This is a genomic window from Kitasatospora sp. NPDC059088, from assembly GCF_042738155.1.
Taxonomy (GTDB): Bacteria; Actinomycetota; Actinomycetes; order Streptomycetales; family Streptomycetaceae; genus Kitasatospora.
Window position 1 is genome coordinate 39,849 of sequence record NZ_JBHYGR010000015.1, and the last position, 14,595, is coordinate 54,443.

Below are 14,595 nucleotides of genomic sequence, written 5' to 3' on the forward strand. Positions count from 1 at the left end.
GGGGGCAAGGGAACACTGTCAGGCACCAGTCGAAGGACCGACACGATGAGCGACACCAGCGGACTGATCACACCCGCACTCGTTGACCTCCACCTCGCCCCCGCGGACAAGAGCGAGGCGCTGCGCTCCCTCGCCCAGCGCCTGGTCGCCGAGGGCCGGGTGACCGACCTCGACGGCTTCCTCGCCGACGTGGCCGCCCGCGAGGCCCAGGCCCCCACAGGGATGGGCGACGGGATCGGCATCCCGCACTGCAGATCACCCCACGTCACGCGGCCCAGCCTGGCCTTCGGCCGGAGCACCAGGGGCGTGGACTTCGACGCCCCGGACGGCCGGCCCGCCGACCTGGTCTTCATGATCGCGGCACCCGCCGGCGCGGACGACACCCACCTGCGGATCCTCGCCGCGCTGGCCGGTCGGCTGATGGACCCGGCGTTCACCGGCGCCCTGCGCGAGGCCGAGAGCCCGGCCGCGGTCGCGGCCCTGGTCAACGGGGAGGAGGCACCGGCTGCCGCTCCCGTTGCGGCGGTCGATCCGGAGACGGCCGCCGCCCCGGAGGCGGACGTCGCCGGCGGCGGGCTGCGGCTCGTCGCGGTGACCTCCTGCCCGACCGGCATCGCCCACACCTACATGGCCGCCAAGGCCCTCGAACTGGCCGCCGCCCGGGCGGGCGTGCAGATCCAGGTCGAGACCCAGGGGTCGGCCGGGACGACGGTGCTGGCCCCCGAGGTGATCGCGGCCGCCGACGCCGTGATCCTCGCCCATGACGTCGAGGTCCGGGACCGCGCGCGCTTCGCCGGCAAGCCGACCGTCGACGTGGGTGTGAAGGCCGGCGTCAACCGCGCCGACGACCTGATCGCGCAGGCTGCCGGGCTGGTCGCCGAGGCCGGCAGCGGAGCGAGTGCCGCCCCGGTCACCGCGGCGAGCGCGCCGACCGGCGAGCACTGGGCCCAGCGGCTGCGCAAGTACCTGATGACGGGCGTCAGTTACATGATCCCGTTCGTCGCGGCGGGCGGTCTGCTGATCGCCCTCGCCTTCGCCATCGGCGGGTACCGGATCGCCTCCGCGCCGTCCGTGCTGGGCCACTTCGACTGGACCTCCTCGCACAGCTGGGCGGCGATGCTGTTCCAGACCGGCAAGACCTCCTTCGGTTTCCTCGTCCCGATCCTCTCCGGGTACATCGCCTGGGGGATCGCGGACCGGGCGGCCCTGGCCGCCGGCATCGCGGGCGGCGCCGTCTCGGTGGCGGTCGGTGCGGGCTTCCTCGGCGGCATCGTCTCCGGCCTGGCCGCGGGCTTCCTGGTGCTGTGGATGATCCGCTGGAACGTGCCGCGCGCGATCAGGGGCATCATGCCGGTGGTGGTGATCCCGCTGCTGTCGGTGGCGGCGGTCGGCTTCCTGATGTTCGTGCTGGTCGGCTCGCCGATCGCCTCGGCGATGAACGGCCTGACCGACTGGCTGAACGGCCTCTCCGGCTCCAACGCGATCCTGCTCGGCGTGCTGCTCGGCGCGATGATGGCCTTCGACATGGGCGGCCCGCTCAACAAGGTCGCCTACACCTTCGCGGCCGGCGCGCTCACCACCGCGGGCACCACCCCGGACGCCGGCAGCCTCAAGGTGATGGCCGCGGTGATGGCCGCCGGCATGACCCCGCCGCTGGGCATGGCCCTGGCCACCGTCGTCCGGCGCAGGCTGTTCACCCCCGAGGAGCGGGAGAACGGCAAGGCGGCCTGGGTGCTCGGCGCCTCGTTCATCACCGAGGGCGCGATCCCGTTCGCCGCGGCGGACCCGCTGCGGGTCATCCCGGCGAACATCGTCGGCAGCATGACGGCCGGCGGCCTGGTGATGGCCTTCGGCTCCACCCTGCGCGCGCCGCACGGCGGGATCTGGGTGCTGCCGCTGATCGGCAGCCCGTTCCTGTACCTGCTCGCGGTCGCGGCGGGCACGGTGGTCACCACGGCGGTGGTCGTCCTGCTCAAGGGGCTGCGCAAGGACGCCGCTCCGGCGGCCGCGGACTCCGCCGTCGACGGAAAGGTGCTGGTCGGCGCCTGAGCCGAGGGGGCCCGAGCGGATCCGCCCGGGCCCGACGGCACGTCAGTGTTGACCTCCGGGAGGTTGCCAGGAGTGCCCGGCGTTGTTCGAGCCGGGCACGATCCTGCGGTGGACCTCCAGGTCGTCGACGATGATCACGACCAGGGTCCGGGGCCCGTGCACGCCTTCGACCCGGGTGAGTTCGATGTCGCTGGTCGCGGACGGGCCGGAGATGAAGGTCAGCGGCAGGTGCGGGTCGAGGCGGGCGAGCGCCCCGGGGACGTCGTCGACGATCTGCTCGGCCCGGACCACGCACAGGTGGTAGTCGGGGACGAGGGTCAGGGCGCGCCGGCCCTGCCCCGGGCCGGTGTCCAGGACGACGGTGCCGGTGACGGCGATGCCGACGGCGGCCAGCGTGACGGCGCCGTCGAGGGCGTCCAGCGCGGGGACGTCCAGCGGCTCCCGGTGCCACTCCCAGCCGCCGGACGGCAGGAGGTCGTCCGGGAAGCCGTCGGGCACCGCCAGGCGGGTAGCGCCGCGCGCGGTGAGGGCGGCGGCGATCGCCCCGGGCAGCCCGGCCGGGGCGGTCCGGGTGACGGTGGCGCGGTAGTCGGCGACCCGCTCGGCGAACAGGGCCACCAGGTCCTGGCCGTCGGCGGTGTGACCGCGCCGGTAGTCGCGCGGGACGGGCACGTCCTGCGGGCCCTCGTCCGTGGGGACGTCGGCGAGCGCGGCGCGGATGCGTCCGAGCACGGCCTCTCGGGTGGTCGTCACTTTCCCTCCCGGTTCTTGCGCCACCAGACGCGGAACGACTCGGCGGGCGGCGCAGGGGTGTCCCGGTCGGCGGACCAGCCGCTGAACGGGCCGGGCAGTCGGCCGATCCGGCCGTTGCGGGCCAGCGCCCGGCCGCCGAGCGAGGCCGCCTTCTGGGCGGCGCCCAGCAGTGCGGGGGAGCCGAGGACGGCGGCGGCCGCCTTCATCGCCAGCGCCTCGCCGGTGGGCAGGCCGCCCGGGCCGCGTGCGGCCTCAACGACCTCGGCCCGCAGGTGCACCAGCAGCTTCGGGATGTCGATCTTCACCGGGCAGGCGTCGTAGCAGGCCCCGCACAGGGTGGAGGCGAAGGGAAGGGAGGCCGCACTGCTTTTGATGTCACTGCGGACACCGACGAGCTGCGGGGTGAGCACGGCGCCGATCGGCCCGGGGTAGACCGAGCCGTAGGCGTGCCCGCCCGTCCGCTCGAAGACCGGGCAGACGTTGAGGCAGGCGGAGCAGCGGATGCAGGCCAGGGCCTGCCGGCCGACGGTGTCGGCCAGGGTGTCGGTGCGGCCGTTGTCGAGCAGGACGAGATGGAAGTCCTGCGGGCCGTCGGCCTCCGTGGTGCCGCTCCAGGTGGAGGTGTACGGGTTCATCCGCTCGCCGGTGGAGGAGCGCGGGAGAAGTTGGAGGAACACCTCCAGGTCCGCCCAGGTGGGGACGACCTTCTCGATGCCCATCACGGTGATCAGGGTCTCGGGCAGGGTGAGGCACATCCGGCCGTTGCCCTCGGACTCCACCACGACGACGGTGCCGGTGTCGGCGACGGCGAAGTTGGCGCCGGAGACGGCGACCTTGGCGCGCAGGAACTTCTCCCGCAGGTGCCGGCGGGCGGCCTCGGCGAGTTCGGCGGGCTCGTCGCTCAGCCCCTCGGGGGCCGGCCGCCCCCACTCGCCCATCCGCTCGGCGAACAGGTCACGGATCTCGGTCCGGTTGCGGTGGATCGCCGGGACGAGGATGTGCGAGGGCCGGTCGTCGCCGAGCTGGACGATGAGCTCGGCGAGGTCGGTCTCGTAGGCGGTGATGCCGGCCTCGGCCAGCGCCTCGTTGAGGCCGATCTCCTGGGTCGCCATGGACTTGACCTTGACGACCTCAAGCTTTTCCTCGTCACTGCCGCCGGTGGCCCGGACCAGTTCGGTGACGATCCGGTTGGCCTCGGCGGCGTCGGCGGCCCAGTGGACGGTCCCGCCGGCCGCGGTGACCGACTCCTCCAGCCGCACCAGGTGGTGGTCGAGATGGCGCAGCGTCCGGGTCTTGATCGCGTCGGCGGCGGTGCGCAGCTCCTCCCAGTCGTCCAACTCCGAGGCGACGGCGAGGCGTTTGTCGCGGATGACGGTCGTGGCGTGTTTCAGGTTGGCCCGCTGCCGGGTGTTCGCGAGGGCCTCGCGGGCGGCGTCGGGGAAGGACGGGGAGCCCAGCCAGACCACTCCGCGGTCGCCGGGGGCGGTCACGGGCGTCCGCCTTCGGTCGCGGCCAGGATCTCGGCCAGGTGCATGGTCCGCACCCCGGCGGCCTGCCGGGACAGCCCGCCGCCGATGTGCATCAGACAGGAGTTGTCGACGGTGCACAGCACCTCGGCTCCCGTCTCCCGCACCGCCCCGACCTTGTCGGCGAGCATCGCGCCGGAGGTCGCGGCGTTCTTGACGGCGAAGGTGCCGCCGAAGCCGCAGCAGGAGTCGGCGGCCGGGAGTTCGACCAGGTCGAGCCCCTCGACGGCGCGCAGCAGCCGCTGCGGTCGGTCGCCGAGCCGCAGTCCGCGCAAGGAGTGGCAGGTGGGGTGGTAGGTGACGCGGTGCGGGAATCGGGCACCGACGTCCTCGACGTCGAGGACGTCGGTCAGGAACTCGGTGAACTCGTGGACCCGGGGCGCCAGTTCGGTGACCTGTCGGTGCAGATCCGGGGTGCCGTACCGCTCGGCGAGAGCGGGGTGGTGCTCCCGGACCAGCCCGGCGCAGGACGCGGACGGGGTGACCACCGCGTCGTAGTCGGCGAAGGTGCGGGTGAACCGGGCCGTCAGCGGGACGGCGTCCGCACGGTAGCCGGTGTTGAGGTGCAGCTGCCCGCAGCAGGTCTGCTCCGGTGGGAACTCCACGGTGTGGCCGAGCCGTTCGAGGACGGTCAGCACGGCGCGGCCGGTCCCGGGGAACATGGTGTCGTTGAAGCAGGTGATGAACAGCGCGATGCGCATCGGCAAGCCATCCTGTCGTCCGGCAGGGGCGGGGCGGTTGCGGCGGGTCGACGGTGCGCGCCCGGCGCGGCGGTGGGCGCGTCCTGCTCGGCGGCCGTCTCCACGCGTGCCTCCGTCCGGGCGCCCGGGTACGCCGGACGGGTGAGGCCGGCGCTCCGCACCAGGATGGGCCGGGCCCCCGCGGCCCGTGCTCCCGGCCGCGGCGGGCGGGGGTCACGGCACGACGACCAGCTTTCCGCGGGTGCGCCCGGTGCGGCTGGCGTCGAAGGCCTCGCCCGTCCGCTCCAGCGGGAAGGTCCCGGCGACCTCCACGGTGAGCGCGCCGCGGTCGACCGCCGCGGCGAGTTCGGCGAGCTTCGCGCCGTCCGGGCGCACCCAGATCCAGTGGCCGCCGTGCTGCGTCACTCCCGGGTCGGCGATCGAGACGTGCCGCCCGCCGTCGGCGAGCACGGCCAGGGTGGTGTCCAGCTGGCCGCCGACGAAGTCCGCGACGGCCGTCGCACCGCCGGGCACCAGCGCGCGCACCCGCTCGACCAGGCCGTCGCCGTACGCCACCGGTTCGGCGCCCAGCTCGCGCAGGTACGCGTGGTTGCGCTCCGAGGCGGTGCCGATCACCCGGGCCCCGCGGTCGCGGCCGAGCTGCACCGCGAGGCTGCCCACGCCGCCCGCGGCGCCGTGCACCAGGAGCACGTCGGCGGGGCCGACCGCGAGCCGGTCCAGGCTGCGCAGGGCGGTGAGCCCGGCCAGCGGCAGCCCGGCCGCCTGCGCCCAGTCGAGCCCGGCGGGCTTGCGCGCCACCGCGGGTGCGGCGACCGCGACGTACTCGGCGAAGGTGCCGGCCTGCACCGCGTCCTTGCGGGCGTAGGCCATCACCTCGTCCCCGGGGGAGAACTCGGGGGTGTCCGGGCCGGTGCGGGTGACCACCCCGGCCACGTCCCAGCCGGGGATGACGGGGAAGACCGTGTCCATCATGCCGTCCAGGCCGCCCGCCATGACCTTCCAGTCGACCGGGTTGACGGAGGCCGCCCGGACCTCGATCAGTACCTGGCCGGGGCCGACCTTCGGGTCGGGCACCTCGCCGTACTCGAGCCGGGAGTTGTCCGGGGCGTACGAGTCGTAGGTCACCGCGCGCATGAGTCGACCTCCAGGGAGCCGGGGTTGCGGTCTCGCGCACCGCCGCCCGGGGTGAGCGGGGCGCCGTGGGTCACGCTATGCCGGAGGCGGGCGCCCGGCACCTCGCCCCGCCGTCGCGGCGCCGTCCGCCGGTGGGCAGGGCACCACGCCGCACGCTGCGTCAGGCGTGTTCCGCCTCCTCCAACTGTCGTGGCACGGTGGCCTTCTGGTCCAGGAAGTGGTGCGCGCGCCGGTCGTACTCCAGTTGGTGCGCCCGGATCTCCTCCGAATTGGCGGCGGTCCAGGCGCACAAGCGGTTGAACGGCTCCCGCAGGGACACGCCGAGCGGAGTGAGGGAGTACTCGACTCCGACCGGAGAGGTCGGCAGGACCTGGCGCATGATCATCCCGTTGCGCTCCAGCCGGCGCAGGGTCTGGGTCAGGACCCGCTGGGTGACGCCGTCGACGCGGCGTTTGATCTCGTTGAACCGCCTCGGCTCGTCAAGGACCGCCAGGACCGTCATCGACCACTTGTCGGTGATCTGGTCGAGAATCGAACGGCGTATGTCGGAGCACTGGACGGGGTGTTCGGTGGTCATGATCCCCCAACGTTCACGGGGCACGGCGGCGGCCTCGGGCGGGGTGCGGGTGCCCCAAGTTGTGCGTGATGCGTGTGATGCGCGTGATGTGCGCAAGGTGCGTGATGCACGTGATGTGACCATCATGTTCGTGTCAGTGAAGGGCTGTCAATCCCGCGGGCCCTTACCGGGAAGTGACGAACTCCGGTCACCGCAGAGCGGTCACGCGGCCGCGGGCAGCCCGTCCGGCAGGCCGTCCGGGAGCCCGTCCGGGAGTGCGAACAGCAGGTCGTACAAGGGTCGCCCGGTGCCGTGCCAGATGGACAGCGCGTAGACGCTGATCGGGTAGTCGACCCAGCGCGGCGGCGCCCACACCGTGCCGCGGACGACGTCCCCCTGCCCGCCGGCGTCGAGGCTCGACGGCACGTCGCCGGCCTCGACGAGCAGTTCCCAGCCCCGGCGCGGGACGGCGAACGAGGCCTCGGCGAGGTTGCCGCGCAGGCTGGCGCGCAGGATCGTCGTCGCCGCGATGTCGAGGCTCAACGCGCTGTCGACCAGCACGCGGTCGACCTCGAAGCCGGAGTCGGCCAGCCAGGTGGACAGGTGGTCGACGGCCGCGCCGAGCAGGTCCGCGGTGGCGCGTTCGGAGCGCACCGCGCGGCACAGCAGCGCCTGGTAGTGCACCTCCTCGGGTACGACGACCTGGTCGCCGATGACCGTCCTCAGCAGTCCCATGTCCAGGCTGGACGGGTCCCGGTAGACGGCGGCGACGTCGCGGGCGACGGCGCGCAGGAACGGGTCGGCGCAGTCGTCCAGGAGGAACGACCACAGCTGCCGGCACAGTTCGACCATGCGGACGCCGGTAGTGGTGTGGAGCACCCGGAGCGCGCAGCGCAGCAGGATCTTCTGGAACAGCGTCATGGAGACCCGGAACTCCATGCCCCGCACCCACTCCTCGGCGGTCATCGAGCCGTGCTCGACGACCACGTCGGCGATGAGTTCGGGATTGGTGATGTCGGCGGGCATCCAGCGGGTCCGCAGCCCCTGCTCGTCCTTGAAGGCCTCGCGCGAGTAGTCGGTGTTGTTCAGCAGCAGCAGTGGGTAGATCACCGGGGATCCGCCCGCGGTCAGCACCTCCTCGATCCCGTCGAGGTAGGAGTCGAAGGTTTCGCCGGGCAGGCCCCAGATCAGGTCGGTGTAGGTGGGCACGTCGAGTTCGCGGAAGCGGGCCAGCAGCCGGCGGTAGTGGTCGGTGCGGATGTTGGCGCGGTTGGCGATCTTGAGCACGTTCGCGTCGAAGGACTGCGCGGAGAGCGTGATCGCGCCGGTCAGCTCGGCGGCGTGCAGCATGCTCGCGATCTCCACGATGCGCTCGTTGCCGTTCTTCGCCCAGTTGGTGCTGACGATCAGCCGCTTCCCGTGGCGCCGGCTGAGCTCCACGATGTGCTCGGCGATCTGCCGGTCGCGGCCGAGGATGCCGAAGTTGGCGTCCGCGATGAACAGCGTGGCGTCCTGGGGCATCAGCCGGATCAGCCGGTCCAGTTCGGCGAAGATCCGCTCCAGGTCGAACTGGCGGACCTTGGAGTTGGTCGCCCCGCCCCAGTAGCAGAACGCGCACCCGTAGGGGCAGCCCCGGTTGGTCTCGTAGACGATCATGGACGAGCCGGTGATCTCCTCGTCGGAGTACACCGGGGTGAGGATCGGCGAGACGACCTGGTCGAGGTCGGTGATGCGGTCCGCGTCCGGATTGGTGACGACGGTTCCGTCCCGCCAGTGGCTGATGCCGGGGATCGCGGCGAGGTCCCCGTCGGTCAGGAAGGCGTGCAGCAGGTCGCGGAAGCGCAGTTCGCCCTCACCGTGCACCAGCACGTCCAGCCAGGGCGCCTCGGCGAACAGCGGCTCCTGCTGGTAGCTGACGTCGTTGCCGCCGACCACGACGCGGCAGTCCGGCCAGCGCTCCTTGACCTGGCGGGCCAGCTCCAGGGACTGGGCGCGGTTCCAGAAGAACACGGTGAGAGCGACGGCGAACGGCTCGTCCCAGGTGTCGAGAAGTTCCTTGGTGGCCTGCTCGCCACCGCTCTGCTCGCGCACGCTGATCCGGAAGTCGCAGGCCGCGTCGAGGGCGGGGTCGGCGGTCGCCGTCGCCTTGAGGTACCCGAGGGTGACGCTGTACCGGACCCCCTGCATCGCGGTGAACTCGACGAGCTGGACGGTCTTCCGCCGCTCGGGCACCGGTGCCGGCCGCCGGCCGGCGTCGGCCGCGCCGTCGGTGACGTGGTGGGAGTCGATGGTGGAGGTCATGACTGCACTTCCCGGCGAAGTAGGGCAAGCTCGGACAGTTCGCACGTGGCCGCGGCGCCTCGCGCACGCTCCTCGTGATCGCTCACAGCGCCGTGACACCCGCATGCGCGACATCGCCCGGGTTCCGTCTCCGCCGTCGTCCGCCCCGGCGCAATGCCCGGCTGTACGGGATGCCGGCGGCTGCCAACATTTCCAGCGCATTGCACCGGCGTCAATAACGCACTCCCAGGACCGTAGGTATCTCCGGGGATACCGGGAAGATTTGAGCTTAATTTGAGTTACGGTCCGGAATGCCGGTCGTTATTGACGGTCCTGATGGCCCGATGTAGCGTCAGCGGCGAAACACCCGGTGGCGTGCCGACTGGGCCCGGAGTGCTCGGGTGACGAACCCCCGAGATTCATCCGGTGAAAATCCGGCTGTTAAAGGGAGTGTGGTATCGGTGCGCTTCGGGCTTTCATTTCTTCCGGACTGCACGCCGGAGACGAAATCTCCGCAGGACTATTTCAGCGACGCGCTGGAGTTGTCGGTCCGGGCGGAGGCGGGCGGTCTGGATTCGGTGAAGATGACCGAGCACTACCTCCACCACTACGGCGGCTACTGCCCCAGCCCGCTGGGTTTCCTCTCCGCGGTCGCCGCCCGGACGAGCTCGGTCAGGCTCATCACCGGCTGCGTCCTCCCGGTCTTCCACCACCCGATCCAGCTGGCGGCGGAGGCCGCGCAGGTGGACGCGATCAGCGGCGGCCGGCTCGACGTGGGATTCGCCCGGGCGTACCTGCCGGACGAGTTCGACGCGCTCGGCGTCGACATGGACGAGAGCGTCGACCGGTACCGCGAGACCATCCGGGCGGTCCGGCGGATCTGGACCGAGGAGAAGGTCAGCGAGGAGACACCGTTCTTCTCCTACCGCGACGTGACCGGACTGCCCCGGCCCACCCAGCAGCCGCACCCGCCGATGTGGGGGGCCGCGGTGCGCACACCGGAGAGCTTCACCTGGCTGGGCACCGAAGGGCTGGGGCTCCTGATCACGCCGATGATCTCGCCCCACGAGTTCCGCGCCCAGCTGACCCTCTACCGCGACGCCTTCCGGGCGGCGCACGGCGGCTCCGGGCTGCGGCCCCGGGTCGCGGCCAGCCTGCCCCTGGTGGTCGCGGAGACCGATGAGCGCGCGACCGAGATCGCCGAGACCTATCTGCGGCGCTATCTGGACGTGTGGGCGGAGGCCGTGAACCCGTGGGACCGGCGGGAATCCTCCGCCTATCGCGGCTATTCCGGATTCGGCTGGATGCTGCGCAATCTGCGGCCCGAAAAGCTCTACACCGAAGGCGGCGCGATAGTCGGATCTCCGGCCACCGTCATCGACCGCATCCGTGCTTTCAACGACCACATCGGCGGCGTCGACCAGATCCTCTGGCAGATCGATTTCGGCGCGATGCCGCTCCCCGAAGCTCGGCAGACCCTGGAGCTCTTCTGCGACCAGGTGCTGCCGGAGGTGAAAGCACTCTGACCGCCGGTGCCGGCTCCCGATGTGGGTGGGGTCGCACCGGCCCGACGACGGGAAAGGAGGTGAACGACATGGAGGACTTCGACCTGGTGCTGGACGAGAGCGCCTTCGAGCTGGTGGACCTGGGCGAGGTGGTCCCCGCTTCGGTGACCGCCGGCTACGGCCTGACCGAGCTGTCCGCGTCCGGCGGCCAGAGCAGCTGCTGCTGTTGCTGCCCGTGCTGCTCCTGCACCTGATCCGGTGCTGATCTCCTGGCACATGTGCTCTAGCCGGTGCGTGTTCATCAAAGAGGACCGGGTGGCTCTCGGTCCTTCCTGCTGGCCAGTCATCAATGAGTGAGTGAAGAAGCGGTGGTCATGGGAGTCGATGTCGAGCGGGTACGGCCACGACTGCGCGGGGACGTCTACGTCATGCGCGTTCCGGAGGGTGCGTACATCCGCAGCAACCTGGGCGGGTCGATTCTGAAGGGCGCCTCGACCTACGAGTTCGTCCAGCGGATCGCGCCGATGCTGGACGGCACCAGGACGCTCGGCGAACTGTGCGCCGTCGTACCGGAGTCCAGCCGTGCCGCGGTGGCGAAGATGATCATGCTGCTGCTCGCCAAGGGGTACGTCAAGAACGTGCTGGACGACCGTCCGCACACCCTGTCCGGCGAGCTGGCCGCCACCTACGCGGCCAACATCTCCTTCATCGAGTACTTCACCGACTCACCCGAACTGCGCTTCGAGACCTACCGCGACGGCCCCGTGGTGCTGACCGGCTCCGGCCCGCTGCTGCAGGCGCTGGCCAACTCCCAGCTGCGCGCGGGTGTGCGGACCGTCCCGCTCGCTCCGTTCGGTGAGTCGCCGTTCGACCGCGACCGCGTCCAGGAGCACCTGGAGGCGTCCCGGGCGCTGGACCCGGAGCAGCGGATCGTCGACCTGGAGGCGGACGTCGAGCGCCTCGACCTGCTGGCCGCCGACGCCACCATGGTGCTGCACGTCGCCGACCGACCCATGGTCGAGCGTGCCCGCCGGCTCCCCGGGGCCGCGGTCGCCGCGGGTGCCGCGTTCGCCCAGACCGTCGTGGCGGGGGACGAGGCGTGGATCGGCCCGGTGATCGCGGGGAACGGTGATCCCACCGCCTGGGAGTCCGCGTGGCGTCGACTGTCCGCGCTCGCACCCGACCTGGTCGGCGCGGATCTGCGGGACCACCCGGAGGTGGCCCCGAGCGGGTTCCTGCGCGGCCCCACCGTCGCGCTGGTCGCCAACCAGCTCTGTTTCGCGGCGTTCCGCCAGCTCACCGGCATCGACGGGGGCCCCGGCAACGACGGTGGCACCGGTGCTGACGCCGGCCGGCGGTCCGACCACCTGGTCCGGTTCGACCTGGAGAGCCTGGAGACCTCGAAGCACGCGTTCCTGCCGCACCCGCTCGCCCGGCCCGTGGTGCCGGACGACCCGGCCCGGCTGGCCGCCCTGACGACCGCGGCGCCCGTCGGCGACGAGGAACTGGCCCGGCGCGCGGTCGACTTCGTCGACCCCCGGACCGGCGTCCTGGCCGAGGTCACCGAGCGCGACCACGAGCAACTGCCGCTGTTCGTCAGCGAGGTCGTGGTCTCGGACCCGGTCGGCCTGGCCGGCGGCCCGTTCGCCGTCCACGGCTGCGGCGAGACCGTGGTCGAGTCGCGCCAACGCGCCGTCCGGCGGGCGTTCGAGCGCTACGCGGCCGTCATGGTCGACGCCCGCAAGGGCGACCGGCTGCACGGCCTGGACGTGCTGACCGGCGAGCCGGTCGCGGTGGACGCCGCGCAGGTCTTCCCCGCGCGGACCGTGGCCTCCGGCGACGACTGGGCCGCCGCCGTGCGCGCCGCCGTGGTGGCCGCTGCCAACGACGCGGTGGTCGCGGCCCTGTCGACCGCGACCGGACCGCTGCCCCTGCTGGACCTGGACACGGCCGAGCTCACCCCGCGCGCCGAGCGCTACCGGAAGCTGCTGGCGATCGTCGAGGAGTCCTTCGAGGTCCACGACCTGTCCGGTCTGCTCGGGCTGCCCACCTTCGCCTTCACCACCCCGGCGGGCACGGTCGCCCACGTGAGCGACCTGGACGTCGCCGCGGCACTGGAACAGGGCCTGGAGCGGACGCTGCTCGCCTACCAGGCCCGGGCCACCGAGCAGCCCGCCTACGCGCCGGCACCCGTGCCCGAGCTGCCCCCGCACCTGCGCGCAACCGCCGCGCCGGAGCGGGCCGCGGCGCCCCGCTCGGTGACGCTGGAGGAGGCCGTGGCCGGGCTGACCCGGGAGGGCGGCCGGGTGGTCGCCGTCCCGCTGGACCACGACGCCGCCGTGGCCGGCGCGTGTCCGTTCGTGGTGCGCGCCGTGGTCCTCCATGGCTGACCAGCCGCAGGCGCTGCTCGAACCGCCGCAGGTGCTCCGCGAACCGCGACAGGTGGTCGTCGGGCCGTGGGCACCGGGCTGCCCGGAGTGCCTGCGCACCCGACGCACCGCGGCGGCCTCCGCCGAGCTGGCCGCCGAGCTGGCCGCCGGAGCGGCCGTCGGGGCGGCCGACCGGGAGCTGCCGAGCTTCCTGGCCGACACCGTCGCCGGGCTGGCCTCGGCGCACTCCGGGGCGCGGCGGTTCCGGACCGTCGACACCGCCACGCTGGCGCTGTCCCGGCACGCCTTCCTCGACGATCCGCACTGCCCGGCCTGTTCGGTGCCGGTGGCCGACACCGAGCAGGGCGCGAAACCCGTCCGCGAGGTGCGGCCCAAGCCGTCACCCGGGTCCAGCCGGGTCCGCCCGCTGGACCGGGAGGCGCTCCGGGCGGCCTACGTGGACGAGCGGAGCGGCCTGGTCCCCTCGGTCACCTCGTACACCGAGCACGCGTTCCCGTTCACCGGGGCCGTCCTGGCCGTGCCCGGCGCCACCGCCACGGAACCGGCCGGCTACGGCCGCACCCGCGACTTCGCCTCCGCGTGGTCCATCGCGGTGGCGGAGTCGCTGGAACGGCTGGCCGCGTACGCGCCCGCCAAGCGGACCGGGGTCCGGGCCGGCTACGCCGACGTGGCCGAGGCCGCGATCGACCCCCGCACGCTCGGCCTGTACCCCGAGGAGCGGTTCCAGCTCCCGGACTTCCCGTACCGGAGGTTCACCGAGGACGCGGAGACCGACTGGGTGTGGGGCTACTCCTTCGGCCGAGGCCGACCGGTGCTGGTGCCGCAGGGCTTCGTCCACTACCGCCTGCCGCTGCCCGCCGGGGAGCGCAGGTTCGCCAGTGAGATCTCCAGCGGCAACGCGCTCGGGGGCTGCTACGAGGAGGCCGTGCTGCACGGGATCCTCGAAGTCGCCGAACGCGACGCCTTCCTGATGGCCTGGTACGGGCGGACGCCGCTGCCCCGGATCGACCTCGCCACGGTGCCCGACCGCCGGATCCCGCTGGTGGCCGAGCGGATCGAGCGCCAGGGCTACCGGGTGCACGTCCTCGACAGCACCCGGGAGCACGGGATCCCGTCGTTCTGGACGCTCGCCGAGGACGTCAGCGGCACCGGACGGCCGAGGGCGGTGTCGACCGGCGGCAGCGGACTGAGCCCGGCGGAGGCGATCCTGGCCGCGCTGCACGAACTGAGCCAGACCGTCGAGTACGTGGGCGTCCTCGCGCTCGACCCGGGGTGGGGCGAGCGGGCCCGGCACCTGGCCGAGCACCCGGACGAGGTCGTGTCGATGGCCGACCACCTGCTCTGCGCGGCCGATCCGGGCTCGTTCGACCGGTACGCCTTCCTGCTCGACGACCCGGTCACGTCGACCTGGCAGCAGGGGCTCGAACGCTGGCGGTGGCCGAGCCACACCGACATCGGCGCGGACCTCGACGAGGCCGTCCGGCGCTTCGCGGCGGCCGGGATGGACGTCGTCGCCGTCGACACCACCTCCATGGAACACACAGCGGGAGGATTCAGATGCGTCAAGGTGCTGGCACCGGGCTCGGTGCCGATGACCTTCGGGCACGCGGCCCGGCGGGTGACCGGACTGCCCCGGCTGCCCGAGGTGCGCAACCCGCACCCGCATCCCTTCCCGTGAGCGACGCGGCCGTGACCGATCCG

11 protein-coding genes are annotated in these 14,595 nt (G+C 72.6%); 5 read left to right on the forward strand and 6 right to left on the reverse strand.

All coding sequences use genetic code 11. The features are described from left to right. The first annotated feature begins 45 nt into the window (after positions 1-45). On the forward strand, positions 46-2,049 hold the full coding sequence (locus ACFWXO_RS09680; RefSeq protein WP_380523041.1) for a fructose-specific PTS transporter subunit EIIC: 2,004 nt from the start codon (positions 46-48) through the stop codon (positions 2,047-2,049). Positions 2,050-2,091: 42 nt separating this feature from the next. Here the strand turns inward: ACFWXO_RS09680 and ACFWXO_RS09685 are convergent, their stop codons facing one another. The 6 genes from ACFWXO_RS09685 to ACFWXO_RS09710 form a co-directional block, all read right to left on the reverse strand. Further along, complete coding sequence (locus ACFWXO_RS09685) at positions 2,092-2,802, reverse strand: lactate utilization protein C (RefSeq protein WP_380523042.1); 711 nt, start codon at positions 2,800-2,802, stop codon at positions 2,092-2,094. Beyond that, a complete protein-coding gene (locus ACFWXO_RS09690; protein WP_380523043.1) occupies positions 2,799-4,292 on the reverse strand; it encodes a lactate utilization protein B in 1,494 nt (497 codons plus the stop codon). Before ACFWXO_RS09690 ends, ACFWXO_RS09685 begins: the two co-directional genes overlap by 4 nt. Beyond that, a complete protein-coding gene (locus ACFWXO_RS09695) occupies positions 4,289-5,029 on the reverse strand; it encodes a (Fe-S)-binding protein (protein WP_375891023.1) in 741 nt (246 codons plus the stop codon). Before ACFWXO_RS09695 ends, ACFWXO_RS09690 begins: the two co-directional genes overlap by 4 nt. Before the next feature lie 213 nt (positions 5,030-5,242). Further along, positions 5,243-6,163: an NADP-dependent oxidoreductase gene (locus tag ACFWXO_RS09700; protein ID WP_380523044.1), complete on the reverse strand. Its 921-nt coding sequence runs from the start codon at positions 6,161-6,163 to the stop codon at positions 5,243-5,245. A 160-nt stretch (positions 6,164-6,323) separates the two neighbouring features. Then, on the reverse strand, positions 6,324-6,740 hold the full coding sequence (locus ACFWXO_RS09705) for a winged helix-turn-helix transcriptional regulator (RefSeq protein ID WP_375891027.1): 417 nt from the start codon (positions 6,738-6,740) through the stop codon (positions 6,324-6,326). A 201-nt stretch (positions 6,741-6,941) separates the two neighbouring features. Next, a complete protein-coding gene (locus tag ACFWXO_RS09710; protein WP_380523045.1) occupies positions 6,942-9,020 on the reverse strand; it encodes a radical SAM protein in 2,079 nt (692 codons plus the stop codon). A gap of 380 nt (positions 9,021-9,400) precedes the next feature. Between ACFWXO_RS09710 and ACFWXO_RS09715 the strand changes: the two genes are divergently transcribed. The 4 genes from ACFWXO_RS09715 to ACFWXO_RS09730 all read left to right on the forward strand — a co-directional run bounded on the left by ACFWXO_RS09715 (position 9,401) and on the right by ACFWXO_RS09730 (position 14,572). After that, positions 9,401-10,525 carry an LLM class flavin-dependent oxidoreductase gene (locus tag ACFWXO_RS09715; RefSeq protein WP_380523046.1) on the forward strand — a complete coding sequence of 375 codons (1,125 nt, stop codon included), beginning with the start codon at positions 9,401-9,403 and terminating at the stop codon, positions 10,523-10,525. Between the two features lie 68 nt (positions 10,526-10,593). Next, the gene (locus ACFWXO_RS09720) at positions 10,594-10,758 is read left to right on the forward strand and encodes a thiomuracin/GE37468 family thiazolyl RiPP peptide (RefSeq protein ID WP_380523047.1); all 165 of its coding nucleotides are present in this window, start codon (positions 10,594-10,596) and stop codon (positions 10,756-10,758) included. Between the two features lie 120 nt (positions 10,759-10,878). Continuing rightward, positions 10,879-12,894 (forward strand): hypothetical protein, encoded by a 2,016-nt coding sequence (locus tag ACFWXO_RS09725; RefSeq protein ID WP_380523048.1) that lies wholly within the window; start codon positions 10,879-10,881, stop codon positions 12,892-12,894. Further along, positions 12,887-14,572 carry a TOMM precursor leader peptide-binding protein gene (locus tag ACFWXO_RS09730; RefSeq protein WP_380523049.1) on the forward strand — a complete coding sequence of 562 codons (1,686 nt, stop codon included), beginning with the start codon at positions 12,887-12,889 and terminating at the stop codon, positions 14,570-14,572. The genes ACFWXO_RS09725 and ACFWXO_RS09730 overlap by 8 nt, the downstream gene beginning before the upstream one ends. Positions 14,573-14,595 lie beyond the last annotated feature (23 nt).

Coding starts and splice junctions, on each gene's coding strand:
- ACFWXO_RS09720 (WP_380523047.1), top strand. CDS start 10,594: ATGGAGGACTTCGACCTGGTGCTGGACGAGAGCGCCTTCGAGCTGGTG.
- ACFWXO_RS09695 (WP_375891023.1), bottom strand. CDS start 5,029: ATGCGCATCGCGCTGTTCATCACCTGCTTCAACGACACCATGTTCCCC.
- ACFWXO_RS09725 (WP_380523048.1), top strand. CDS start 10,879: ATGGGAGTCGATGTCGAGCGGGTACGGCCACGACTGCGCGGGGACGTC.
- ACFWXO_RS09680 (WP_380523041.1), top strand. CDS start 46: ATGAGCGACACCAGCGGACTGATCACACCCGCACTCGTTGACCTCCAC.
- ACFWXO_RS09710 (WP_380523045.1), bottom strand. CDS start 9,020: ATGACCTCCACCATCGACTCCCACCACGTCACCGACGGCGCGGCCGAC.
- ACFWXO_RS09730 (WP_380523049.1), top strand. CDS start 12,887: ATGGCTGACCAGCCGCAGGCGCTGCTCGAACCGCCGCAGGTGCTCCGC.
- ACFWXO_RS09705 (WP_375891027.1), bottom strand. CDS start 6,740: ATGACCACCGAACACCCCGTCCAGTGCTCCGACATACGCCGTTCGATT.
- ACFWXO_RS09700 (WP_380523044.1), bottom strand. CDS start 6,163: ATGCGCGCGGTGACCTACGACTCGTACGCCCCGGACAACTCCCGGCTC.